Origin of the sequence: Flavimaricola marinus (assembly GCF_900184895.1) — a bacterium.
In the GTDB taxonomy this organism is placed as follows: Bacteria; Pseudomonadota; Alphaproteobacteria; order Rhodobacterales; family Rhodobacteraceae; genus Flavimaricola; species Flavimaricola marinus.
This window is the reverse complement of record NZ_FXZK01000013.1, coordinates 38,066-60,851: the sequence shown is the minus strand read 5'-3', so window position 1 is coordinate 60,851 and position 22,786 is coordinate 38,066. Positions and strand designations below refer to the sequence as shown.

General features: G+C 58.3%; 19 protein-coding genes and 2 pseudogenes. 6 read left to right on the top strand and 15 right to left on the bottom strand.

The window, feature by feature from the left end:
• The first annotated feature begins 62 nt into the window (after nt 1-62).
• A complete protein-coding gene (locus LOM8899_RS20060) occupies nt 63-575 on the top strand; it encodes an RES family NAD+ phosphorylase (protein ID WP_093994032.1) in 513 nt (170 codons plus the stop codon).
• A 56-nt stretch (nt 576-631) separates the two neighbouring features.
• Nucleotides 632-1,103: pseudogene (locus LOM8899_RS24015) on the top strand (transposase domain-containing protein).
• Nucleotides 1,104-1,310: 207 nt separating this feature from the next.
• Here the strand turns inward: LOM8899_RS24015 and LOM8899_RS20050 are convergent.
• The 12 genes from LOM8899_RS20050 to repA all read right to left on the bottom strand — a co-directional run bounded on the left by LOM8899_RS20050 (nt 1,311) and on the right by repA (nt 17,048).
• Nucleotides 1,311-2,879, bottom strand: a complete 1,569-nt coding sequence (locus LOM8899_RS20050) for an ABC transporter substrate-binding protein (protein WP_093994031.1) — start codon at nt 2,877-2,879, stop codon at nt 1,311-1,313.
• 34 nt (nt 2,880-2,913) lie between these two features.
• Nucleotides 2,914-3,999, bottom strand: a complete 1,086-nt coding sequence (locus tag LOM8899_RS20045; protein WP_093994030.1) for an S-methyl thiohydantoin desulfurase family protein — start codon at nt 3,997-3,999, stop codon at nt 2,914-2,916.
• A complete protein-coding gene (locus LOM8899_RS20040; RefSeq protein ID WP_093994029.1) occupies nt 3,996-5,099 on the bottom strand; it encodes an S-methyl thiohydantoin desulfurase family protein in 1,104 nt (367 codons plus the stop codon). Before LOM8899_RS20040 ends, LOM8899_RS20045 begins: the two co-directional genes overlap by 4 nt.
• Nucleotides 5,092-6,636 (bottom strand): hydantoinase/oxoprolinase family protein, encoded by a 1,545-nt coding sequence (locus LOM8899_RS20035; protein ID WP_093994028.1) that lies wholly within the window; start codon nt 6,634-6,636, stop codon nt 5,092-5,094. The genes LOM8899_RS20040 and LOM8899_RS20035 overlap by 8 nt, the downstream gene beginning before the upstream one ends.
• 3 nt (nt 6,637-6,639) lie before the next feature.
• Nucleotides 6,640-8,346 carry a nickel ABC transporter ATP-binding protein NikE gene (nikE, locus tag LOM8899_RS20030; protein WP_168770613.1) on the bottom strand — a complete coding sequence of 569 codons (1,707 nt, stop codon included), beginning with the start codon at nt 8,344-8,346 and terminating at the stop codon, nt 6,640-6,642.
• Nucleotides 8,343-9,227: an ABC transporter permease gene (locus LOM8899_RS20025; protein ID WP_093994027.1), complete on the bottom strand. Its 885-nt coding sequence runs from the start codon at nt 9,225-9,227 to the stop codon at nt 8,343-8,345. Before LOM8899_RS20025 ends, nikE begins: the two co-directional genes overlap by 4 nt.
• Nucleotides 9,224-10,246: an ABC transporter permease gene (locus LOM8899_RS20020; protein ID WP_093994026.1), complete on the bottom strand. Its 1,023-nt coding sequence runs from the start codon at nt 10,244-10,246 to the stop codon at nt 9,224-9,226. Before LOM8899_RS20020 ends, LOM8899_RS20025 begins: the two co-directional genes overlap by 4 nt.
• Nucleotides 10,247-10,342: 96 nt before the next feature.
• Nucleotides 10,343-11,575: a helix-turn-helix transcriptional regulator gene (locus LOM8899_RS20015; protein WP_168770612.1), complete on the bottom strand. Its 1,233-nt coding sequence runs from the start codon at nt 11,573-11,575 to the stop codon at nt 10,343-10,345.
• 542 nt (nt 11,576-12,117) lie between these two features.
• Complete coding sequence (locus LOM8899_RS20010) at nt 12,118-13,212, bottom strand: Fic family protein (protein WP_093994024.1); 1,095 nt, start codon at nt 13,210-13,212, stop codon at nt 12,118-12,120.
• A 144-nt stretch (nt 13,213-13,356) separates the two neighbouring features.
• The gene (gene repC, locus LOM8899_RS20005; RefSeq protein WP_093994023.1) at nt 13,357-14,652 is read right to left on the bottom strand and encodes a plasmid replication protein RepC; all 1,296 of its coding nucleotides are present in this window, start codon (nt 14,650-14,652) and stop codon (nt 13,357-13,359) included.
• A gap of 240 nt (nt 14,653-14,892) precedes the next feature.
• Nucleotides 14,893-15,864 carry a plasmid partitioning protein RepB gene (gene repB / locus LOM8899_RS20000; protein WP_093994022.1) on the bottom strand — a complete coding sequence of 324 codons (972 nt, stop codon included), beginning with the start codon at nt 15,862-15,864 and terminating at the stop codon, nt 14,893-14,895.
• Nucleotides 15,864-17,048 (bottom strand): plasmid partitioning protein RepA, encoded by a 1,185-nt coding sequence (gene repA, locus LOM8899_RS19995; protein ID WP_093994021.1) that lies wholly within the window; start codon nt 17,046-17,048, stop codon nt 15,864-15,866. The genes repB and repA overlap by 1 nt, the downstream gene beginning before the upstream one ends.
• A gap of 695 nt (nt 17,049-17,743) precedes the next feature.
• Between repA and LOM8899_RS19990 the strand changes: the two genes are divergently transcribed.
• Both LOM8899_RS19990 and LOM8899_RS19985 read left to right on the top strand, forming a co-directional pair.
• Nucleotides 17,744-17,971 (top strand): AbrB/MazE/SpoVT family DNA-binding domain-containing protein, encoded by a 228-nt coding sequence (locus LOM8899_RS19990; RefSeq protein WP_093994020.1) that lies wholly within the window; start codon nt 17,744-17,746, stop codon nt 17,969-17,971.
• Nucleotides 17,961-18,356, top strand: coding sequence for a PIN domain-containing protein (locus LOM8899_RS19985; protein ID WP_093994019.1), 396 nt, complete (start codon nt 17,961-17,963; stop codon nt 18,354-18,356). The genes LOM8899_RS19990 and LOM8899_RS19985 overlap by 11 nt, the downstream gene beginning before the upstream one ends.
• Here the strand turns inward: LOM8899_RS19985 and LOM8899_RS19980 are convergent.
• On the bottom strand, nt 18,340-19,236 hold the full coding sequence (locus tag LOM8899_RS19980) for a recombinase family protein (RefSeq protein ID WP_093994051.1): 897 nt from the start codon (nt 19,234-19,236) through the stop codon (nt 18,340-18,342). The genes LOM8899_RS19985 and LOM8899_RS19980 overlap by 17 nt on opposite strands.
• Before the next feature lie 227 nt (nt 19,237-19,463).
• Here LOM8899_RS19980 and LOM8899_RS19975 point away from each other — a divergent pair, with 227 nt between their 5' ends.
• Nucleotides 19,464-20,531 carry a hypothetical protein gene (locus LOM8899_RS19975; protein ID WP_093994018.1) on the top strand — a complete coding sequence of 356 codons (1,068 nt, stop codon included), beginning with the start codon at nt 19,464-19,466 and terminating at the stop codon, nt 20,529-20,531.
• A gap of 86 nt (nt 20,532-20,617) precedes the next feature.
• On the opposite strand, the gene LOM8899_RS23505 is transcribed toward LOM8899_RS19975, so the two are convergent.
• A complete protein-coding gene (locus LOM8899_RS23505; protein WP_168770611.1) occupies nt 20,618-21,052 on the bottom strand; it encodes a hypothetical protein in 435 nt (144 codons plus the stop codon).
• A gap of 17 nt (nt 21,053-21,069) precedes the next feature.
• On the opposite strand from LOM8899_RS23505, the pseudogene LOM8899_RS19965 reads away from it, so the two are divergent.
• Nucleotides 21,070-21,614, top strand: a pseudogene (locus LOM8899_RS19965) (IS5 family transposase); the annotation flags it as partial.
• Between the two features lie 320 nt (nt 21,615-21,934).
• On the opposite strand, the gene LOM8899_RS19960 reads toward LOM8899_RS19965, so the two are convergent.
• The gene (locus LOM8899_RS19960; protein ID WP_093994016.1) at nt 21,935-22,783 is read right to left on the bottom strand and encodes a GntR family transcriptional regulator; all 849 of its coding nucleotides are present in this window, start codon (nt 22,781-22,783) and stop codon (nt 21,935-21,937) included.
• Nucleotides 22,784-22,786: the final 3 nt, after the last annotated feature.

Here is a 22,786-nt window from a genome sequence, read left to right as displayed (position 1 = left end):
ACACTTCGTGTTCTCGGGACATTGGTGTCACACACTATATTTTTGAATGGCGTGACGCTGAGATGCCGCTGAAAGATGGACGCTACACAGGGCCACTCTATCGCGCCCTGAACCCGGTCTATGCCCGCGCGCCTATGTCCGGACGAGGCGCTGAACTCTATGGAGGGCGCTTTAATGCCAACGGCATCCCTGCCCTCTACACGGCGCTGAGCCCCGCGACCGCGCTTCGGGAAGCCAACCAGGTCGGCAGCCTGCAACCCACGATCCTGATATCCTACAAGGCCGACCTTGGGCCTATTTTCGATACCCGCGATCTGGGCGGACTTGACCGGTATGGTATGACAATGTCGATGCTTGCCGACCCTGCATGGCGCATGAAGATGCTCGATGGCCAACCTGTGCCGACACAAAATTTAGCAAGCGCCCTCATAGCAGATCGGTTCGCGGGGCTTCTGATCCAGAGTTTTGCGAAGGGCGCGTTGTCATCGGACTTCCATATCGTGTTGTGGCGATGGAGCAGCGAAGGTTGCGTCTTTAGTGTCGTGGATGACGAAGACCGTCTTTCGCGGAAGTGATGGGGCTGTTGCATAAACTTCTGTTGTCCGCCAGATTTTGGCTGTTGAGGTTGAGCATGCAGCGCCAATCACTGCTCAAACATCAACTATTTCCGCATGAGATCATTCTCTATGCAATCCGGTGGTATCTGCGATACCCGCTTTCCTATCAGGATATCCCCGATCGTCTAGCAGAGCGGGACATCACGGTTGATCGCTTTATGCTGTATCGTTGGGTCCAGAAGTTCGGCCCGGAACTGAACAAGCGCACCGAGAAGCATCTGCGCCACGCCAGGGTCGACTGGCATGTCGGTGAAACCTACATCAGCGTCGACCGAAAATGATGCAACAATCGAATCGCAAGCAATCATGCGGCGTTGAAGCGGCTGCTAGGGTGTCGCCAAAGCTTCCGTTCCCTCCGAACGGCCAAAGCGACCCTCAGCAGGCTAGAGACAATCCCAACGATCACACCCAGCCACATCCATTACAAACTCAGGTATCCTTGGCAAGATCGCGTTTATCGACCGCCCCTTCGGCGCCAGCGCATAACCCCTGGAGATAAAATAGCCCGCGAGTGAACTCATCCGATTAATGTATAAGTCTCGTCTTGCTTGGCCCGCTCGTCGAAGAGCCGGCCCTGAAGAAACGCTAGTCAAACACTGTCGGCAGCGGGTCCTCGATTGGAACGTCGTCTGTCCAGCAAAAAGACGCCGGATTGCTCCGGCGCCTTTTCAATTTCAAACGGTTACGCTGCGATCAGTCGCAAATCCATTTCATAGTATGGAAATTGAATTCGAAGCTTTGCATCGGAACCCAGGTAAACCCGTCAAGGCAGCGGTGCATGGCCTGCTGGGACCGTTGGGTCAGCACGTAAACCGAGGCCTGTTGGTCGACCAGCATGCGCTGCAAGTCACGATAGATTTCGTTCTGGCGATCCACGTCCGCGGTCGAGCGGGCTTCGTCAATCATGGCATCCACTTCATCGTTCATCACCCAATCCATCGACTGCCACGTTCCCGCGGCATCCGAATGGGACTGGTTAAAGAAGTAGCTGTCAGGCGACGGATAGGTCGCCCCATAGAACACCTGCGTCATACCCGGGGTCGTATCCACGTTCGCGGCCAGTTCGGTCATCCGGTTCCACGGCTCGGGCCGAAGGATTGTGTTGAAGCCGATGGAATCGAGGATCGACTTTTGCAGCAGCGCGATTTCTTCTTCGAAGGCAAGGCCCGCAACATACATCATTTCGACGTCGATCGGCCCCTGCCCTGCATATGCCGATTGTTCGACCAGTGCGCGCGCCGCTTCCAGGTCGAATTCCGGCGGCAGCACGTCATCGGGGAAAGCATCCGCGAAGACCGGCGGCATCGGACCGGCAAGTGGTTCGCCGGGCAGCAGGAATTCGCGGATTGTCTCGTAGTCCGTCGCGAGTGCTAGGGCGCGGCGGATGTTGGCATCATCGGTTGGCGGGCGCTGGTTATTCAGCTTGAAATAGAAATTCGTCGCTGTCGGATATTCGAGGATGGTGTAGTCCTCCAACGCGCCAATGGCGGCATAGGTCTCCTGCGCTTGCGCATCCGAGGACATCGACAGTTCGCCGGCCTGTGCCAGCGCCTTGACGGTTGCTTCCTCGTTGGTGACGACGAAACGCACTTCGTCGATCCCCTGATCGTCCCAGCCAAGGTGATAGCCGTCATATGCCTTGAGCGTCATCGACGCACCGCGGTTCCAGCTGTCGAGCATAAACGCTCCCGCGCCGACGCTGGTATTGGCCAGATAATCCTGTGCCCATGGGTCATCATCGGTCGCGTTCTCCATCGCCAGATCAGAGTTCACGATGAACAGGATCGGGGTCGTCGTCAGGAAGGGTGTGTAGACCTCGTTCAGGACAATCTGCACCGTGCGTGCGTCAGGCGCGGTGACGGAGCCTTGCGACATGATCGGGCTGAACAGATAGGATGGGCCTTCGTTGATCGCCAGCAGCCGCTCGATCGACCAGACGACATCCTTGGCCTCGACGGGGCTTCCATCCTGGAATGTCGCGCCTTCCTTGAGGGTAAAGGTCCATGTCAGCGTGTCATCCGAAACCTCCCAGCTTTCGGCGAGAAGCGGTTGGATATTGCCGTCTCCGTCAAGGGTGGTCAGGGCCTCGTACATGTTCACGGCGGCCATGTATTCCGTATAGTCGTTGATCTTGGCCGGATCGATCGTGCCGAAAATCTGCACCGTGTTGACTGTCACGATATTGTCTGCCGCGGCCGGGGCGGCGGCGAGAAGCGCACCGGTTGCCGCTGCGGCCAGCAGAAGGGAACGTAGATGTGTCATTGTCTTTCTCCTTGTTGGTTGGTTTCGCGGACCCTTACAGGTCTTCTATTGGAACGTAGTCGTGCTCGTATCCGAAGTAGCGGGGCCCCACGAGTTGCAGGCCATGCTCGCTGCGCCACGCAGGATCGCAGGGCATTCCGAACACGATCACCCGAAATCCGTAACCCATTGTTTCGGTCGTGATCGGCAGTCCGGTCTCAAGATCCAGCAGGCAGATCAGATCGGGCGTGCTGGCCAGCAGTGTGCCGTCGTCAGTTTCCGCCACCAAAAATTCGTTCTGGAAATGCAGGTGCATGGTTTGGCCTGCATAGCCTTCGAGCCCCTCGATCACCGCTTTGCCACGGGCAAACCCGCCCGTTGTCTTGCGGTCCACATCCATAACACGCCCCTCAAACAGGCGCATACCATTCAAATCCGCCGCAAGGCGGTCGGAGCAGTTGCGGTTGGCGGCCTGTTCCTCGTGGATGATGCGCCCGATGGAATGGATCAGGCTCATCGAACCGCGCAACACGGCCTCTTTTGCCTGTGCCCCCGTCATCGGATAAAGCGCAATCAAGCCCGCACCGCCCATTTCAACGGTGATGGAGCGAGCGAATTTCTCGGTCGATAGGTTGTCGACCGTGTTCATCGTCACCGCATTGCCTTTCTCGTCGGCCATGGTCATCGGGCAGGCAGAGACCCCCGCCATGGTCATCGACACCATCTGTAATTCGGGAAAGGCGCGGCCCATGCCATCGCCGTCTACAATCGGCAGGCCAGCCGTCGCGGCAACGGCAATCGGGATCGTCGAGTTCAGCCCGCCCGCCTCGATGCAAAAGATCGCGTCGGCCTTGCGGCCCATCACAGCTTCCAGCGCGCGCAGAGCCGAGTAGGCCTCGTCGCCGCGCGGCAGCTTTTCTAGCATCACCGTGGGAGCGCCCATCATTGCCACGGGCACAACCAACGCATCATCTGCCAGATCTTCCACGTCGATCACGGCAACGGGGCCATTGGCGTCAATCGCCTGTTCGGCGATCAGTTTGCCGATATAGGGGTCGCCCCCGCCCCCCGTGCCAAGGAAGGCCCCACCAAGGGCGATATTCTCCATGTCTTCACGGGCAATCGTCTTGATCGGTGTCATTTGGCGTCCCCCTTTGCGGCCATCGGCACAAATTCAACTTCCGGATATCCGAAAGCAGCCGGGCCAACGACGGCCAGGGCTTCTGGTGTGCGCAACAGGGCGTGACAGGGCAGACCCAGCACCGCGATCCGTTGGCCATAGCGCAGCATCTCGGTGGTGATCGGGTGGCCCGTATCCGCGTCCAGAACGACAATCAGGTCCGGAACACAAACCTCGACAACCTCGTTACGCGCGAAGATCAGGAACTCGTTTTGCAAATTGATCTTGCCACTGTCCCCGGCAAAGGCACCGTAGCCTTCCAGTGACAGATGCCCGACAGCAAAGCCGCCCTTCAGGTGCCGCTCAAGATCGACAATCTTGGCCGTCATCAACAGCCGCCCGCCCTCATGATCGATGACCGCCTGCACAGGATCGCGGTGGTCGCGGTTGGCATCCAGCACGGCGCGGCCCAGATTGTAGGCCTGCGTCACCGTCCCAGGAATGGCGGCGCGTTTCACGAACTCACCGCGCATCGGCGCCTGCGCCAGACCAGCAGCGGCACCCATGACGACGACGCTGGCACGGGCAAGATCTTCGACCCATTTGTCATTCGGTGTTTCGCGAAACACCACGATATTGCCCTTTTCGTCGGCCATCGCCGCAGGCGTCGATCGCTGGCCATAGATCGACCATGTGATCATCTGCATTTCAGGGAACGCGCGGCCCATGCCATCGCCATCCACCACGGGCAATCCGGCCTGTGCGGCCGTCAACATCGGTTCCATGGAATTCGCGCCACCGATTTCCGCCGAGATGAGCGCGTCGACCTTTTTGCCGACTTCCTGTTCGACGGCCCGAAGGGCACGCAGGCATTCCTCGCCTTCCTCGATCTTTTCGACGCCGACAACCGGCGCTCCGATCCCGCCCAAGGACACAACCAGCGCATCATCGGGCAGTTCATTCAGCGGAATGACCGGAATCTTGCGCCCCTTGCGCAACTCTTCGCGGCAGCGCAGCTTGCCGATATAGGGGTTGCCCCCGCCCCCAGTGCCAAGGATCGCCGCGCCGATTTCAATAGCATCCAGATCCTCAAGCGTGACTTCTCTAAGTGTATCAGACATCCATGGACCCCACGACCTTCAGGCGAATGCGGGTAGCCTGACCAGGCAGATAGGCCAGCGGCACATCTTCCTGATCCAGCAGTTCGATGGTGTCTGGATGCGCCCCCGCAGAGACCGCCTTTGCGGTTGCCTCCTCGCGAGCCTGTTCAAGCGCGTCGGCCCGTGAAATCGATTCAAGCGAGAAGATACGATCGACTTCCCCCGATATCTGGCCGATTGCCGCGCCCACGGCGTTGGCGACGGCAAAATGATCGGGCCGGATGACCGGGAGATCGCCAATCTGATCAGGCATCAGGATCGAACCGCCTCCGACCGCCAGAATGGGGATCGGATCGGGCGACACCCGCATGCGTTCCACGGCGTTCAGCACCATCTCATCAATCATCGCATCGGCATGTTCCAGCCGCGCCTTATCGAGACTGGCAACCTTGCTTGCATCGCCCAAACCGGACAGGCCCAACGCCACGACAACATCCGTTGCCGTCAATGTGTCACCGCCAAAGACCATGGCGTCCTGCAGAATGCGATACCCGACAGAGCGGGGCCCGACGGTCATCTTCTGGCCTTCTCCGGCCACAATCGTGCCGCCGCCAAGGGCGATGGAATAGACATCGGGCATACGGAAATTGGTGCGCACACCGCCCACGTCTACCGTGGTGCTGGCCTGACGGGGGAACCCCTTGACCAACGCGCCCACATCCGTGGTCGTGCCGCCGATATCGACAACAATGGCATCGGCCTCGCCCGACAGGAATGACGCCCCGCGCATGGAGTTCGTCGGCCCGCTGGCAAATGTCAGCACCGGATAGGCCTGAACGAAGTCGCGGTTCATCAGAGTGCCGTCGTTCTGAGTGATATAATAGGGGCAGGTCAGCCCCACTTGCTCCAACGCGCGGCCAAAGGCATCGACCGTTCGGCGCGAGAGCGCGCGTAGCGACGCATTCATGATCGCGGCGTTTTCACGCTCGAGGATCCCCAAACGGCCAATTTCGGAAGACAGGGTGAAATTGGCATCGGGCAGCCGTTTCTGCAGACGCTCCATCGCGGTGCGCTCCATCACGTCATTGACCGGCGAAAACACCGACGAAATCGCAATCGATTCAAGCCCGGCCTTGGCGATTTCTTCGGCAATCCGGTCCAGTTCATCCATGTCCAAGGCGCTGATCTCGCGCCCATCAAATTCGTGCCCGCCCTTGGCCATCCAATAATGACCGCCCACGACTTCGCGGATGTCATCGGGCCAGTCCACCATCGGCGGCAAACACTGCGCGGCAGGAAGACACAGGCGCACGGCGGCAGTGGGTTCCATATGGCGACGCTCAACGACGGCATTGACGAAATGGGTGGTACCGATCATCACGGCGCCAACTTTTTCACCCTTCACGCCGGACTCCTCAAGAACCTTGGTGATGCTGTTGGCCACACCACCCATCACGTCTTCGGTGGTCGGAGATTTCACGCCCGCAAGGATCTTGTCCCCATCCATCACCACCGCATCGGTGTTGGTGCCACCAACGTCCACGCCAATTCGTATCATTCACTATCCTCCAATTGCGGTTGAGCGATTCAAAACCGCGCCGCGTTCTTCTTTGCTGACTTTGGGTTTCAGGGCTTCAGCCGCGTCGGTCGTAACCGGAATCGCGCTCAGCAGGGCCCGTGTATAGGCATGCTGCGGTGTGCCGAACACATCCGCCACCGGCCCTTCTTCGACGATCTGCCCGCGCAGCATGACGCCCACGCGGTTACAGAAGTTCCGCATCAGCGACAGGTCGTGGCTGATGAACAGATAGGTCAGGTCAAATTCGGCCCGCAGCCGGTGCAGCAGATCGATCACCGTGGATTGCACGAGCACATCCAGCGCCGACGTGGGTTCGTCCAGCACCAAAATCCGCGGGTTCACCGAGAGCGCCCGCGCAATCGCGACCCGCTGTTTCTGCCCGCCCGACAATTCATGAGGATACATGTTCGCCATATCCGCCGGCAGGTCGACCATCTCAAGCAGTTCGCACACGCGAGTCTTGATCCGCGTGCTTTCGTGGCCGGTGAATTTCAGCGGCACTGCGATCTGATCAGTGATGGTGCGGCGCGGGTTCAATGATGAGCCGGGGTTCTGATAGACGATCTGGATCAGCTTGCGAAAATCAGCTGTGCCCCGCGTTTGCCCGACATCCTGACCGTCGATTTCGATGCGCCCCTCGGTCGGGTCGATCAACCCCAGCGTCATCTTGGCCAGCGTAGTTTTCCCCGACCCGCTTTCGCCCGCCAGCCCGAAAATATCGCCCTGTGCGACATTGATCGAAACGCTATCGACGGCGCGGTGCTCGGTCTTGTGCTGGTTGAAAATGCCGCTGCGAGATGTGAAATCCTTGCTGACGGCCTCGATCGCGATTGCCGGTTTCGGGGCTGTCTTGTCGTTGGTGATTGTCACCACATCAGGCCCATAAAGCGGCGGCACGGCGGCCATCAGACGTTTGGTGTAATCGTCCTGCGGAGCGTTGAAGATCGCCTCGCGGGTGCCGTGTTCGACGATGCGGCCCTTGTCCATCACATAGATGCGGTCCGCCATTTCACGCACCACGCCAAGGTTGTGGGTGATCAGCAGCAGCGACAACCCCTCCTGGGCGACTAGGCGGTTCAGCAACGCCAGAATCTCGTCTTGCGTGGTAACGTCCAACGCGGTCCCCGGTTCATCCGCGATCAGCAAACGCGGCTTGTTCAGCAAGGCCATGCCGATCAGCACACGCTGGCGCATCCCGCCCGACAACATCATGGGGTAGCTGTCGAGTATGCGATCTCCATCGGACAATTGCACTTTGTCCAAGGTGTCGATGATGTGCCTGCGTCGTGCGTCCCGACTGCGCGATTGGCCAAGCCGTGCATCGCCATAACGCACGATGTCGTCCATTTGCCGCCCAATGGTTAGCACCGGATTGAACGACAGCATCGGGTCTTGCAACACGATGGAGATGCCCGTGCCCTTCAGCTTGTTGCGCTCGATCTTGTTCAGGTCCAGCAATGAGCTTCGATCATACTGGATTGATCCGGATTCAACTTCGCCAGGGGGCATCGGCAAGGTGCCGATGATCGTGCGCATGGTCACGGTCTTGCCCGATCCCGATTGCCCGATCAGGGACACGCGTTCGCCCTGCCCCACGGAAAGCGACACGTCGTGCAGCACACGGCGGTATTGGCCGTAGGCGCGAAAGCCGATGGTCAGGTTGCGGATATCCAGTAATGGTTCGCTCATAATTCCACATCCAGCATGTCCCGCAGGCCATCGCCCAGAAGATTGAACCCAAGGATCGCATAGAGGATCGCCAGCCCCGGCATGACGGCCTGCCACCACATTTCGGGCATGTATTCCGCACCCGTGGCAACCATCGTGCCCAGATCCGGTGTCGGCGGTTGGATACCCAACCCCAGAAACGAAAGAGACGCGCCAAACAGGATCACGAACCCCGCATCCAGCGAGATCTTGACCGCAATCGCAGAGATGCAGTTGGGCAGAAGTTCGCGGAACATGATGTGGAAATGCGACGCCCCTGCCAGCTTTGCCGCCTCGACGTAATCCTCGTTCATCTGTGCCTTAACGATGCGATAGATCAGACGGGTGTGCCACGTCCACCACAGTAGGGTGATGGCGATCATCGCGTTGACCAGATTGGGCGACAGAACGGCGGTGATCGCCAGCGCCATGGCCAGCGGCGGCAGGGCCAGCATTATGTCGGTAAAGCGCATCACGATGGTCTCTGTCCAGCCGCCGAAGTAGCCCGCGACCAGCCCCAAAACGACACCCAAAGGGACAGCGACGCCCAAAACCCCCACGACCAGCCCCAGCGACACGCGATAGCCGAACAACACCCGGCTGAAGATGTCGCGGCCCACGTTGTCGGTGCCCATTACGTTATCCCACGAGGGGGCCATATGGCGATTGCGAAAGTCCACGAACGACCCCGCACTTTCGGGCGACGGCGCCAGCCATGGCGCGAAAATGGCGGCAATCACCACAGAGACGACAATAAGTGCGCCGATCAAGGCCGCAGGGTTGCGGGTAAAGCGATACATCGCCATCTGACGCGATGTCAGACTGCGCTGTGCCTTGGCATCAATCATCTCGGGCGCACTCATTTTCTTCCTCCTTCGCGCAGCCTGTGACGTGGATCCAGAAGGCCAAGAACGATGTCAATCACCAGATTGGCGATCACGAAGAACACGCCGGACACCAGCACCACGCCGATCACTGCATTCAGGTCTTTTTGCAGGATCGTGCGCACGCCGTAGCTGGCGATGCCTGGCCATGAGAACACGAATTCGACGATAAAGGCGTTGCCGATCAGCGATGCGAACTCCAGCCCAAGGATCGTCAGTGGCGCAACAGAGGCTACCCGCAGCATATAGCGGAATCGCACCACGCGTTCGGGAATGCCATAGGCGCGGGAGGCTTCGATAAAGTCTCGGCTTGCAACCTCGATCATGGCAGAGCGCGTGATGCGCACGACCTGCCCGATGCCCGCCATGGCCAGCGCGATGGAGGGCAGGATCAGGTGCCGGATTGCATCGGCCACCACATCCCAGCGCCCTTTCAGGGTGCCATCGACCAACAAAAGCCCCGTGATGTCCGCATCAAATGCGATGGAAGGGTCCAACCGCCCCGTGATCGGGAAAAAGCCAAGGTAGAAGGCCGCGACCAGTTGCAACAGGATCGCCAGAACAAAGCCGGGCGTCACAACGCCGATCAACGAAATCACTCGTGTGACGTTGTCGATCCACGTATTGCGATAGACCGCCGCAAGAATGCCCAGCGGGATCGAGATGACGATTTGCAGGATGATCGTGAACAACACCAGTTCGAACGTAGCAGGCAGTGCCGCCAGAATGTCGTCCATCACCGGGCGCGACGTCAGCAGGGACTTTCCCAGATCGCCCTGTGCCAGACCGGACAGGTAGGTGCCAAGTTGCACAAGAAAGGGCTGATCCAGCCCCATCTCCGTGCGCAACTCCAAAACCTGTTCGGGTGTCGCCATCGGCCCCAGCGCGATACGCGCCGGGTCGCCCGGCACAACGCGGGCAATCACAAAAATCAGGATCGCCAGACCGAACAGGACCAAAAGTAAGGATGCAGCCCGACGAAGCAGATAAAGCACCATGTGCCAAGTTCCCCCTGCGGAAAGCCTAGCGGCACAACTGCGGGGCCGCGGATTCAAAATTAGGTTAGTTTCGACCTAAAAAGGATAGTATTTTGGTTAAACTGTTAATTTCCCAATTTTTTCAAGTAACTGACCTCTCCTGTTGGTTCCCGTTGCGCGGTACAGATTTGCAAGGTGATACTTGACCGCCGCCTCGCTCAACCCCAATAGGCGCCCGATTTCCTTGTTGGTTGCGCCCGATTGTAGCGCGGTGATCACCTGTAGCTGACGTTGGTTTATGCCAAGAACCTTCATTGTAGACGGCAACCAGTAGCATTCCTTCACAGTCCGCAGAGTGGCGCGAACCATCCGTGCAAGTTGCACATGCCCGCGCGCAAATCGCGCACTGGACAGGCGCGGACCCAGCCCTGACAACACATCGCGGTTCTCCAGGAACGGGGCGGCATGGCCCTCCTGAACTGCCAGCCAGAACGCCTGTTCGACCAGCCGTCGCCGCGTCTGTGCATCCTTTCCACAGGCTTGTCGCAGAATGGCGTTCAATTGCGCCCGCGGCCCGGAGACCTCGCCGATCTGTTCGCCCGCTTCCTCAAAAGTTGCGTGCACCGCACCCAGCAGAACGGTGCCGATCGGACCGGACAGGTTTTCCGTATCAAGTTGTGCCACCCTCTGTTGCGCACCGCCCAGCAGATGATCCAACCGGTCAATCTCGATCTCCAGCAAGGCCAGCGCATCCGACAGTCGCCCGTGGCGCTGCGCATAATCCGCTTGATACATCTCCAGCTCGCTCAGCGCCGCCGCCCGCCCTGCTGTGAAGAACACCGACATCACTGTGATCCGCCCCAGTTGGTTGAAGATTTCGGCCCAGCTGTCTCCCTTGACGAGCGAACGGCGAAGCCGTGCCGATTGCGCCGGTATATGGGCGAACTTGCCGGTCTCGTAATCGAGCGTCAGGTCCACGATTTCGGCAATTTCCAACTCGTTCGCATATGTTTCGCCCCAGGCATCAAGACAGGCCTGGGCCGTCTTTCGGTGCCGCCGCCCCCGCCGCAAATGCCCCTCCATGATCGACAGATCGGCCAAATGAAGGTGAATGAAGTGTTCCAGATAACAATGGTTCGCCGCCTGATAGGCTGAAATCGCCCGCATCCCGAACGATCGCGCGTCCTGCAACCGCCCTGCCCGCACTAGGATCGACAACATCGCATTGCAATAAAGCCCTTGGGTCAGCGGCTGTGAAATTGGCAGCCTGCGTTCCAGCAAGGTCCAGCGCTCGATATCTTCCGTCTTAATGGGGTCCCCAAGATGAATTGCGACCAGCAGCTCGAACACGTAGAATCGGAAAGTTTTCTTGAATGACAGGTCGTGATCATTCAGGTGCGCCTGCGCCCGCGCGGCATTGCCGTGTTTGGACAAATACAACGCAAGGGCGCACAGGGTCGGCTCATGATGGCGCCAATGGTCCTGTGGCATAGCCGACAGAACCTGCCCGAGCGCGTCGTAGCCGAAGTGAAAGACGAAATGCTCTCCGCCCGCGGCTTCGAACAAGGCGTTGCCCGCTGCCACGTCGCCAGACGCATAGGCCGCAATGATGCTTTCATCGCTGTATTCGCTTCTCTTCATCGTTCGTCTCTTTTGTCTGGGAACAGACTAACCTCAAATAGAAGGTTCTCAGGAGAATAAATCAGAACCGCTGTGATTTAACGCAGCAAGCCTTCATTGTATCCCGAGATTGCCAGAGCCTTGCCCGCATCGTCTAACTTCTCAATCTACATCAACGATTTAGAGAAAAGCACAAATCGGCAGTTGTCTCTGGTGGTTGCCAGAAAAATCAATGCTGGCCGTGTCTTGAGCACCGGAAGTGTCAAGCCTCTTTACATCTCCGTCAGGGAATAACTGGTACTACGCCCACCAGCCTCATCTTTCTCCAAGGCGCCCAAGTCGATCAGATCAAGGATGTCGCGATAGGCCGTGTCTTGTGAGCATTTTTCGATCTTCGCGTACTTCGACGTCGTGAGCTTTCCGTCGAACCCATCCAGCAGGAGATTGAGCATGTCCCGCTGGCGGTCATTCATGTTCGCCGTTCCATATTTCTCCCAGAACCGCGCCTTCTGGAACACGGCCTCAAGTATGATCTCTGCGCCATCGAATGCGCGGTCCAGGCAAGCCAGAAACCAAACAAGCCACGCCGTGACATCAAGCCCCTCTTTTTGTGTCGTCTCAAGCATATCATAATAAGCGTTCCGCTCCTGCCGAATTTGCGTCGACATACTGTAGAACCGCTGCGCGCTGCCTTCCGATCGCGCCAAGGCCATGTCTGCGATCGCGCGCGCAATGCGCCCATTGCCATCATCGAACGGGTGTATGGTGACAAACCACAGATGGGCGATGGCGGCATGAATGACGGGATCCGTATCAGGGGACTGATTGAACCAGGTCAAGAACCGCGCCATCTCAGCATCCAGCCGCACGGCATCTGGCCCCTCAAAATGCACGCGTTCGCGGCCATAGGGTCCGGATACAACCTCCATGGGACCGTCACGCCAATTTCCCACCCTGATCCGGGTCATTCCGCTTCGCCCGGTCGGAAAGAGAGCCGCATGCCAGCCAAACAGACGCTCCGCATCCAATGGCTGGTCATACGCTTGGGTCGCGTCCAGCATCATCTCGACGACACCATCAACATGGCGATCAGACGGGATCAGTCCGCCAATTTCCAGACCCAACCGCTTTGCGATAGATGAGCGAACCTGATCCTTGTCGAGCGTCTCCCCCTCGATCTCACTGCTTTTGACGACATCATTGGTTAGTGTTCTAAGTATCGCCTCGTTGCGAAGATCGAAGCCAAGACCCTCCATGCGCCCCAAGAGTTTGCCTTGGCGGTGACGGACCGCAGCAAGTTGTGACGACAGTTTGGCCTTATCCCAGGTAAACTGGGGCCAATCAGGGTGTTCGTGAATGTAAGTCATATTTTACGCATTCCTTGCGGAGATTATACGGCACAATCTCCGCAAGACAACGACAAACACCGCAGAAGGCGCGGAGAATAAGGGCGACAATCTCCGCATACCCGATCTGGAAGGTCAAACGCAGGACAACTGCTTCACTTCCCATTACGCCGCCTGTCCGCTCAACCGGCCATAGAAACTGCGCTCCAGATGCAGCTCCCCTGCCCCGGCCTTCTCGACCATACCCCGCAGATATCCACCCGGAGACGCCACTTCGCCGGCACAATGCTTGTCAAACGTGAGAACGAGCGCTGCTGTCGCGATCTGGGGACCGAGACGGTCCTGTGCGAGGTTCCAAGCGTGCTCTGAGACACCAATCATCGGCCTGAGCTGCCCGACAACGCGATGAAGATCTCCCCAATCCTTCAAATACCCGCCCATATTGCGTGCCCAGGACGCGAATTCAGGACAGGCCTGCATCACGGTTGGCAAATCGAGCGCGGCACCACGTTTCTTACGTGTTTCAACCACCCAGTCTTCCAGCTCCCTATCCACCTTCTCTTCCGGTGGCGTATTTGGCACCACGGCCGCCGTTTGCTCAGTTTCTGAGCGATTACAGGTTACAGGATTAAGTTGCTTTGTAGTTAGTATATGAGGTTCAGAAATGACCTCCCTGGGGTCCATTTCTTGAGTCTTTTCACTGACTTGTTCGGTGGATTCGGCGGTGTTTTCCACAACGTCATCCACTCGAAATGCCTTGAGATAGGTCACTTCGACACGCTCCTGAAGCTCCCTGAACCATGCCAGAAGCCGCGCAAGCGTCTCAGAGGCCGTGTTCCGGCGTGGCAGGCGGTCCAGAAGATCCTCAAAGAGGCTTGAGAGCTGTGTCCAAGGGCCTCTCAGAGCACCGCTGAGGGCCGCTTCGATCCTCGCACGGATCATTCGGCGCGCAACTGTGATCTGGCGCTTCAGGCGCTGGCAGAGTTCACGTTCAGCCTGCAGTTCAGCATGCAGCTGCTCAAACTCTTCGGCGCGGGCCGATAGCGGCGACAAATCAAAGCCGTAGGCCTCGATGATACGGCCGTCAGCGTCCCTGTGGCCCCACCGCTTGCCATTAGGGCTGTCCTTGAAGGCAATCACACCGATCTCGGCCAGACGCCGCGCGTGGCGCTTGAGCGCCGAGAGCGAGAAGCCTGTTTGCTCCATCAGATAAGAATTGGAGGCCCAGACGATCGGACGCTGTCCCTCTTCCCAGTCCTGGGCCTGTGTGAAGGCCCCAAGCGTGTCGAGAACCAGCATGTCGCCAGCCTTGAGGCCAATATGCGCACCAACGCGTTTCACGGCGACAAAGGCCTGTGCCTTGGGCACGTTTGCTCGTTCACCAGCTTGTGCGTGCTGTTCAGCAACCGCCAGTCCGGCCGTCGCTTTGCGCCACCCCGAGGGTTGGTTGATATTGGACATACCTCCAGCCTTCTGAGGCAAGACTGTCTCAGTCGCTCCATGTGGAGCATCATTGATTTTTGTCATTTTATGTCAGCGACAAAGAAATCCCGTTCGCTCAGAAGCGTTTTCTCTTGTGTGGTGATTCGTTGGCTGCTAGATTCTAGGTGTCTAATCTAAGAACTGCGCTCTGCGCAGCAGCCCTCGAAGCTCCGGTTTCGGGGGTTTTCTTTGTTTGCCGTTCCTCCTTTCTGCTCGTCCTCAGTTGTCATCCACTGAATTTACATCTGTAAATTCGGCATAGGATTGCTTGATTATTTCCGCGAGATTGCTCTCAAGCCAGGTTGCAAACTCAGCGTTTGCGCCAGACTTCTTCACCGAAAGTGACAGTGTTGCGCGACCAGTTTTGATCGTAACGCCCTCTATGGGCGTGATCTCCCGAGTTTCGCGCGAGTTCTTCGCGCCGCGCTTAGTCGCTTCCTTAATGAGCGATTCAAGGCGCTCATCTGAATTCGATGTTGCCCTGATCTTAGCCAGGATATCGAGAGCCGTACGTTCAGTGAGCTTCCGAGAGAGAAAGAGCTCGGCCAACTCGGTCCACCTCGGACGCCCGGACTTTGGTGCCGCGCCAATGAGGTCACCGATCTTGACTGGGACATTTTGCGTCACCTTCGTAAGGTGTGACTGACCTGACGCCGACAGGTTTAGGACCTGCCGAACAGTTGCTCCATCGTGGCCGGCATTTTGGATGGCCTCGGCGAACCTTGCTTTTTCGTAGAAAGACAGGTTGCGGCGCGCAGCATTTTCCAATCCTTTCGCCAGCAAGGCCGTCGCATCATCAATGTCTTGGACGTTTGCACGGACCTTTATGCCGAGTTCGCGGCAGGCCTTTAGACGGCGCCTCCCGTAGATTGCTTCAAAGCGCCCTTCTGCGACTTTTGACCGCCGAACGAGTATTGGCACTTGCTGCCCGCCTTCGCGAATGCTGCTCTTAAGTCGTTCGAAGCTCTCGTCATCGTCTTCGACGTTTACAGCTGTAAACTCCTCAAGCCGGTCTACTGGGCCCCAATCGTCGATCAGATTGGGATCAATCTCACGAATAGACGCCAAAGAGCCTTGAAGAGCCCCCAAAGCCGGAGCGCTGGCCTTTGGCGGTCTCTCTGGCTGTGCTCCGCCGGAACGGGCGATTGTGTTGGCAATTCCCGACATTTCGCGAAGAGATTTCCTGGCCATTACTTACGCCCCCACGATTGATGGATCATCGTTTCCACTTCGAGCCCAACCGCATCCATCGAGCCCTTGGCCCGATCATATGTGGCGCGTGTCATCTCCGAACGCACCACCTCATAGATCGACTGCTTGAGCATGGTGGCATCACTGATTGCTGTGCTCTTCAAAGCAGTTGCCGACATGACCCGGTCTTGAAACAGAGCCCGCATGAAAGAGGTCAACTGCTGAGAAGGTACGTCCGTTGGTTCGTCTCGTGTGATGAGAAACTTAAAGAAATCATACTGCAGAGATGCGCCAGCATCTTCGATCACACCCATGTAAGCTCCAGCCAGTTCGAGAAATTGAGCTGTTGAAGAAACATCTAACATCGATGGAGTTAGAGGAACGATCAGGGAGCTGGCGGCAGCCATCCCTGCAATGGTCAAGAAACCCAGTTGTGGCGGGCTATCCATGAGAACAATATCAAAATCATCCTCGACCTGGGCCAAGGCGTTTCGGATGCGTGTAAAGAATGGCTGGTCCGGGTTCGAATGAACGGCCGACTCCGTCTCAAATTCAGACAACATCAAGCGTGAAGGCGCAATCGAGAGCCCGGGAAAATATGTCTGAACGACAACGTCTGCCATGCTGACCGGATCATCGTAGCGGATCGCATCATAAACGGTCAGTCCATCAAACTCGATCTCGGGGCTAATCCCACACATTGATGTGAGCGACCCCTGCGGATCCAGGTCCAACGCCAAGACCCGATAGCCCCGAAGAGCAAAGTAGTGAGCGAGGTGGACGCTCGTTGTGCTTTTGCTTGACCCGCCTTTAAAATTCATCAGCTGCAAAATCTGCAGCTTTTCCTCGCCAGAGCGGCGAGGCATATACCGCCCCTTCTTCCGAGAGGTTTTTTCCAGGATTTCGCGGGCATCCCAAATCTCTTGGGCTGTGTAGTAGCGTCTGCCACCCCGGATATCTTCGGGCTCCGGAAGTGTCCCTTCGGCGTGGACCTTTCGCATGAATTGCCCAGACACACCCAAGAGTTCAGCAGTCTCTGGGGCCGAAAAAGAACGTAGCGTTTTCGAATTGTCTGGGGCAAAAGCAGAGAGCAGGTGCTCCCTGATGGCGGCGTTGAGCCGCTCGGATATCTCGGTCGCAAGTGCCGATGGGCGCTCATTTGCCAATGGTGTCACAGGAATCATCTGGTTGCCTCAATTTCCAAAATGTGGCCTTTTTCACGCCACTTGAGGATAAAAGCAGCGATTCACGCTCCTAAGTCAAGATTTTTCCTCTATTTAGTGTCTAAACATGCGCTTTGGAACTATATCGACGAACGCAATCTAGACCGAGTTTACACCTGTAAACGTGGTGACAACGAGCATTGTACATTTTCCTTTCCACCCACACGACTTTCAAACCTCGCATTGTTCCTAGAGATAAACGTCGAAGTGCAACCGACGACCGTAGTAACTCCGATCTTTCCACCCTCTGTCGTCGCCCTAATCGTTCATTGGTTGCGTCTCGATGCGCAGCAGCCAGGCAGCTGACTGAATATCAGCCACGCAGGACACGAAGCGCCGCGGGGCAGGGGAGGGGAGGGGAGTCAAAGACAACTGATTAGGAACCGACGACTTTAGAGACATGTGATTCATGCGACCCGGCCACATCGAGGGCGAAGGTCGTCGTCCACGAATGACTGCCATTCAATCGGAGATCATGCCAAGTAGCGGAAGCCCACTCATGGACGAAATTTGATGCACCATAGGACAGTAATTAACGGGCAGAACCTGCGTTGCCCTAATGAAGATGAGGGGAGTTCTTTGAACGACCCAAAGCTTGTCTTTCGATGTTTTTAGATATACATACTCGGATGTTTATCCACGCCTGAGAGTACGAGATGCAAGTTGCCAAATGGGGAAACTCCCTTGCAGTCCGGCTACCCGCGGATCTTGTGCGGGAACTCGGCCTAAAGGAAGGCGATCAGATCGACCTGGTGAAGGACGATGGAACCATTCTGGTCAAGCGCCAACTTCGCGCCGATGAAGTCCTGCAAGGGCTAAGACGGTTTCGCGGAAAGCTATCCAAGGACGCACGCCTGAGCCGCGACGCTGCGCATGAGCGCTGAATTCGCGGATACAAATGTAGTCCTTTACCTTCTTGACGACGGCCCAAAGGCGGATCGGGCGGAAGAAATCCTGGGGCAGGGGCCGCGGATCAGTGTGCAGGTCCTGAACGAAGCGATGGTCAATTGCCGGAGGAAAGCTGGGCTCAGCTGGGAGGATACCGGCGCGTTTCTCGAAGGTATCCAGTCCCTGTGCCCGGTCGAGGACCTGACGTTTCAAACCCATCAGGTGGGTCGAGCCTTGGCAGAGACATACCAGCTATCGGTCTATGACGCGATGATCGTGTCAGCCGCGCTGTTAGCTGGATGCACGACGTTGTGGACGGAGGACATGCACGACGGATTGCTGGTCGAAGATCGGCTGCGCGTCGTCAATCCATTTGCCTGATCAGCAAGCCAAGTCGTTCCGCTCGTTCGAGCAGCATTTTAACAGAAGACGGTTGCCAACTTGTCCGACCACGTGGTGTGCGCTCACGCATTGACTCCAGCCGATCACAGATCGCCTGAAGCGTGATGTCCGGGTCCGCGCCCTTGATGCCCGCCACGATAGCGGGCAGGCGATCGTCGGTGTCGCGGCGTCCGGCGCGGCCAAGCACTTCATCGGGCAGAAACCCGTCGCGGACATAGGCTTTCACGGCGCGCAGCAGGCGGCTTTGAGACCAGCGCCGGTCGTGGGGCAGGGGGCCATTTATAATTCGCAAAACATCTTCCCAGGCCATATCGGGGCGCAGGCGGCGCACATGGGGCACCCAATCCTGCGCGGTCTCGTTCAGACGCTCCATATAGCCGTCCTGCCGCGCCAGCCGCACCTTGCGCAGCGCGGCGGGGTCTTTGGCGCGAAGTCCCGGATTGCCGCCAACGCGCCCTTTGGCGCGTGCCGAGGCAAGCCCAGCCTTGGTGCGCTCTCGGATCAGGGCGCGTTCGAATTCGGCGGCGGCGCCCAGAACTTGCAGCGTGAATTTGCCCTGCGGGGATGCGGTGTCGATGGGGTCCTGCAGGGAGCGGAAGAAGGCGCCCTTGGCCTCCAGACGTTCGATCACCTCCAGCAAGTGCGACAGAGACCGCGCAAGCCGGTCGATCCGCACAACGACCAGCGTATCGCCGCTCTGGACGCGTTCGAGCACGCTTGCCAGCACCGGTCGCGCGCGATTGCCGCCCGAGGCGTGCTCTTCAAAGATCTCGACGCAACCCGCAGTTTGCAGGGCCTCAGACTGGGGCAGGGGGGTCTGATCCTCTGTGGAAACACGGGCGTAGCCTATCAGGGGCATGAAAACGGGCCGTTTGCAGTTTAATGTATCGCTACTAAACGACCGTTTGTGAACGAATGCAAGGGCGGGTTCTCTGATGTTGCTTACCGGAATGCCCTTGGTTTCCCATACAATGAGCGCGATCAGACAACCCTCGCTGACCATCGCCTGCGCGTGCTATATAAGGAGCTTGGGCGCAATCCGACAAAACCCTTGGGTAAAGTGCAGAAATCCACTATTTTGCGCATATGAAGCCTCAAGCGCCTGCCTTCCATGATGAATCGGATGCTCTCTTCCTCGACGCTGAGGAGGTGGAACAGACGTCCGAGGACGACCTGTGGTTTCTGCCCGGCCCGATGGAAGAGGAACCGGATTATCTGCCGCCCGGACCTCGGGCCGAACCGCGTGAAGCCGAGGTCCTCGACGATTGGAGCAAAGCGGAGGCGGGTCATGCCGCGCGTCTTGCCCGTGTGGCCGGTCGCGTCGGTGCGCTGGACGACCGGCTAAAGCGCGGCCCGGAAGGATGGCGGCACAGGCTTGCCCTGATAGAGGCTGCCGACCTCAGCTGGTTCGTGGGTGATCGCATTGGCCCGGATCGGCTGGCGCTCTGGATCTCCATGCGCCTGTCCGGCGCGCACGACGACACCGCAGTCCTTGCACGTGTAGGTTGGGCGGTACGTCGTCTGACAGGGGGGCCAGGCCCAGAGGTGGACCTGGCCGCCTTTCTCGACCGCCGCGATCCCGAGAATATGGCAGATGAAGCCGAGCCCTTTGCGGACCGCGCGGGCGGTTGGCTCGACTTGCTGGCACAAGTCGCCGATCTTCACCCGATAACCCGCGCCTGCATGGGTTATCACCTCTGGAGACTTGCAGGCCTTGGGCAGTACGGCGACCAGATAGAAGCGGCGGTTACGGCCGCACGGATCGCGGCAAGCGAGGGGAGAGGCGCAGTCTTTGCGCCTCTGGCCATGGGCGGGGCAGGGGGCCTGCGTGCCAGTGGCCCACCGGCTGACCGTCTAGCGCGCTGGCTTGACGGGATGGAGACCGGATGTCTGACCGCAATGCGGCAACTCGACGATATCGAGGCATGGTCAACAAGGGCGAAAACCATGATGACCCCGCTCTCTGGCAGCACGCCCCCGGCCTTACGCACTGTGCTGACGGAATGGCCGCTCGTGTCCGCTCCGATGGCGGAGACCATGACTGGCACCAGCCGCGCCGCCGTTCAGCGCAACCTCGCCTGGATGGAAACGCACGGCCTGATCCGCGAGGTGACTGGGCAGGGGCGGTACCGGATGTGGCGACCAACGAGCTGAATGCTCTGAGGTAGGCGTCAGCCATGAAGGAACAGGGTTGCTTGGCTCTCGCTAAAGGTGCCGATGTGACCTTTCGGCGGGGCGCGTCAGTTTGGCCTAAGCGATATCTGAAGCTCCGATAATTCTTGGATAAAGTCGTCGTCCATACCCGAAAAGAGGCTAATCAATTCATCTTGGCGCGGTTGGCCAAAGGCCAGACGGTAAGTGGCCAGAGATGTGATGAGATCCTTGTAGGGTTCCTTCTCGCGGCTGAAGGGCGGAATGAGGACGACCCGCTCAATTTTGTGATTACCTTGGTAGATCCAGAACAGAATGATGTCTCCCGAGTGGCCCTTTGAAACCTCATCAGCTTGCGCTGCCTCAAACATGGAGACCCATGGTGATTGCCTGCTCTGCGCAGCGAGAGGAGTGGCCGAAAAAGCAGCGACGACATTGCGCCGAACAGCATGGTCTTTGTAACGATGGACCCGTCCTTCACGCTGCTCGATATCGACAGGGTTCCGCGGGAGGTTCCAGTGCACGATCCGCGAGCAGTAGGGTCTTTGCGCAGATGATGGTCGGCCTCGCAGCCAGACACGGCGAAGAGAAAACCGTGATGATCGACGCAACATATCTCAAGGCACACCGAACTGCGACCAGCATGGGCGTGAAAAAGGGGGGCGCGGACGTCTGATTGGGCGCACCAAGGGCGGGATGAATACCAAGCTGCACGCCAACTGCGACAGCCAAGGGCGGCCACTGAACCTGTTCGTCACTGCCGGGCAGGTCAGCGACTATATCGGCGCACGGGCTCTCCTGAGCAGCCTGCCCAAAGTCGGCTGGTTGCTCGGGGATCGCGGTTATGACGCTGACTGGTTCCGAGAAGGGTTGAAAGATAAAGGAATACGCGCCTGCATCCCAGGTCGCAAACAGCGCAAGACCAACGTGAAATACGACAAGCGCCGCTACAAACGCCGCAACCGGATCGAGATAATGTTCGGCAGGCTCAAGGACTGGCGCCGCGTGGCAACACGATACGACAGGTGCCCGAAGGTCTTTTTGTCAGCCATCGCCCTCGCTGCACTCGTCATCTACTGGCTGTGAAAGTCAATGAGTCCAGACCCTAGTCGCGACCGAGCGGCCTCATTCAAGTGTAAAAGACCCTTGCGCCTTGCTGCGTATCCGAGACACAGCGCCAAGAAGACCGAGGCATTCTTTGCCTGAGCCGAGAGCCCACTCGCGCTAATCTACGGCAAGACTGATCTGGACAAGGCATTCCGTAATGGGCTCAGCCACCGCGCCGCAGCTTGCTTCTCGAAGATTTCCGCGTGGCAACTTGAGGGCAACGTGGCGTGTGGCATAATTCTAACTGTGGGTGTCTAATCGGCCTTGTGCAAGAGTTACGCACGACGCCGCCGACCCTGTCATTGGCGATCGGCGACGCCGGAGGGCGGCCCCGCGGCCTCCCCCTTTGTCGGACGGGTCCAATCAGTATAGACGCTGGTAATCGGATTGCCGTCGTATCGGTAGGATTCGAAAGCCACCCGGTCGGGGTGGTTCCATGAAATCAGATACTCGACCGGCCGGTCCGTTACGTCGTAGACCAAAGAGCGCATCAACAAGGTCGGGGCATCGACCGCGATGCCCAGTAAGGTCGCTTCGGCCTCGGGTGCGGCGCCCACCGTGACTTGGAAGTCTGACTTGGCGAAGGTCATGCCGTATCTGTCCCGCAGTAGCGCATAGAGGGAGGGGGCGTCCATCAAGTCGGCGGCGACTAGACCGGGCACGCTCTCCAGTGGCAGATATGAGATCTCGACGCAGAAAGGCACGCTGTCCGACAGTCGAAGGCGCTTGATGACGATCACCCCGTCACCATTTTCCAGCCGAAGACGCCGGGCGACATGGGCATCTGCGCTGGCCTGTTCAAAGAACAGCAGTTTCGATCCCGGCAGTTTGCCGCGCTGACCCACTACCTCGGAGATCGCGGTTGAAATACGTTTTGACAGGGGACGTACGACTGCGACTTCGGGGATGAACGTGCCGGCCGTCCCGCGCCGCTCGAGTTGGCCTAGATCAACCATATGGTCGATCGCCTTCCGGACGGTCATGCGCGAGATGCCGAATCGCTCCGCCAAGTCGCGTTCGGAGGGGATTTTATCGCCTGGTGACATGCCAATTTCGGGCAGAAGGCGCCGGATCAGCGCTTCAGCCCGCCGCTCGATCACGCCTCGCGACGGAGTCGAGCTTTGCAATTCGGATAGTTCTTTTGGCATACT

Excerpts from the sequence above, each read along its gene's own strand:
- LOM8899_RS20060 (WP_093994032.1), top strand. The coding sequence starts at position 63 with ATGCCGCTGAAAGATGGACGCTACACAGGGCCACTCTATCGCGCCCTG.
- LOM8899_RS20050 (WP_093994031.1), bottom strand. The coding sequence starts at position 2,879 with ATGACACATCTACGTTCCCTTCTGCTGGCCGCAGCGGCAACCGGTGCG.
- LOM8899_RS20045 (WP_093994030.1), bottom strand. The coding sequence starts at position 3,999 with ATGACACCGATCAAGACGATTGCCCGTGAAGACATGGAGAATATCGCC.
- LOM8899_RS20040 (WP_093994029.1), bottom strand. The coding sequence starts at position 5,099 with ATGTCTGATACACTTAGAGAAGTCACGCTTGAGGATCTGGATGCTATT.
- LOM8899_RS20035 (WP_093994028.1), bottom strand. The coding sequence starts at position 6,636 with ATGATACGAATTGGCGTGGACGTTGGTGGCACCAACACCGATGCGGTG.
- nikE (WP_168770613.1), bottom strand. The coding sequence starts at position 8,346 with ATGAGCGAACCATTACTGGATATCCGCAACCTGACCATCGGCTTTCGC.
- LOM8899_RS20025 (WP_093994027.1), bottom strand. The coding sequence starts at position 9,227 with ATGAGTGCGCCCGAGATGATTGATGCCAAGGCACAGCGCAGTCTGACA.
- LOM8899_RS20020 (WP_093994026.1), bottom strand. The coding sequence starts at position 10,246 with ATGGTGCTTTATCTGCTTCGTCGGGCTGCATCCTTACTTTTGGTCCTG.
- LOM8899_RS20010 (WP_093994024.1), bottom strand. The coding sequence starts at position 13,212 with ATGACTTACATTCACGAACACCCTGATTGGCCCCAGTTTACCTGGGAT.
- repC (WP_093994023.1), bottom strand. The coding sequence starts at position 14,652 with ATGTCCAATATCAACCAACCCTCGGGGTGGCGCAAAGCGACGGCCGGA.
- repB (WP_093994022.1), bottom strand. The coding sequence starts at position 15,864 with ATGGCCAGGAAATCTCTTCGCGAAATGTCGGGAATTGCCAACACAATC.
- repA (WP_093994021.1), bottom strand. The coding sequence starts at position 17,048 with ATGATTCCTGTGACACCATTGGCAAATGAGCGCCCATCGGCACTTGCG.
- LOM8899_RS19990 (WP_093994020.1), top strand. The coding sequence starts at position 17,744 with ATGCAAGTTGCCAAATGGGGAAACTCCCTTGCAGTCCGGCTACCCGCG.
- LOM8899_RS19985 (WP_093994019.1), top strand. The coding sequence starts at position 17,961 with ATGAGCGCTGAATTCGCGGATACAAATGTAGTCCTTTACCTTCTTGAC.
- LOM8899_RS19980 (WP_093994051.1), bottom strand. The coding sequence starts at position 19,236 with ATGCCCCTGATAGGCTACGCCCGTGTTTCCACAGAGGATCAGACCCCC.
- LOM8899_RS19975 (WP_093994018.1), top strand. The coding sequence starts at position 19,464 with ATGAAGCCTCAAGCGCCTGCCTTCCATGATGAATCGGATGCTCTCTTC.
- LOM8899_RS19960 (WP_093994016.1), bottom strand. The coding sequence starts at position 22,783 with ATGCCAAAAGAACTATCCGAATTGCAAAGCTCGACTCCGTCGCGAGGC.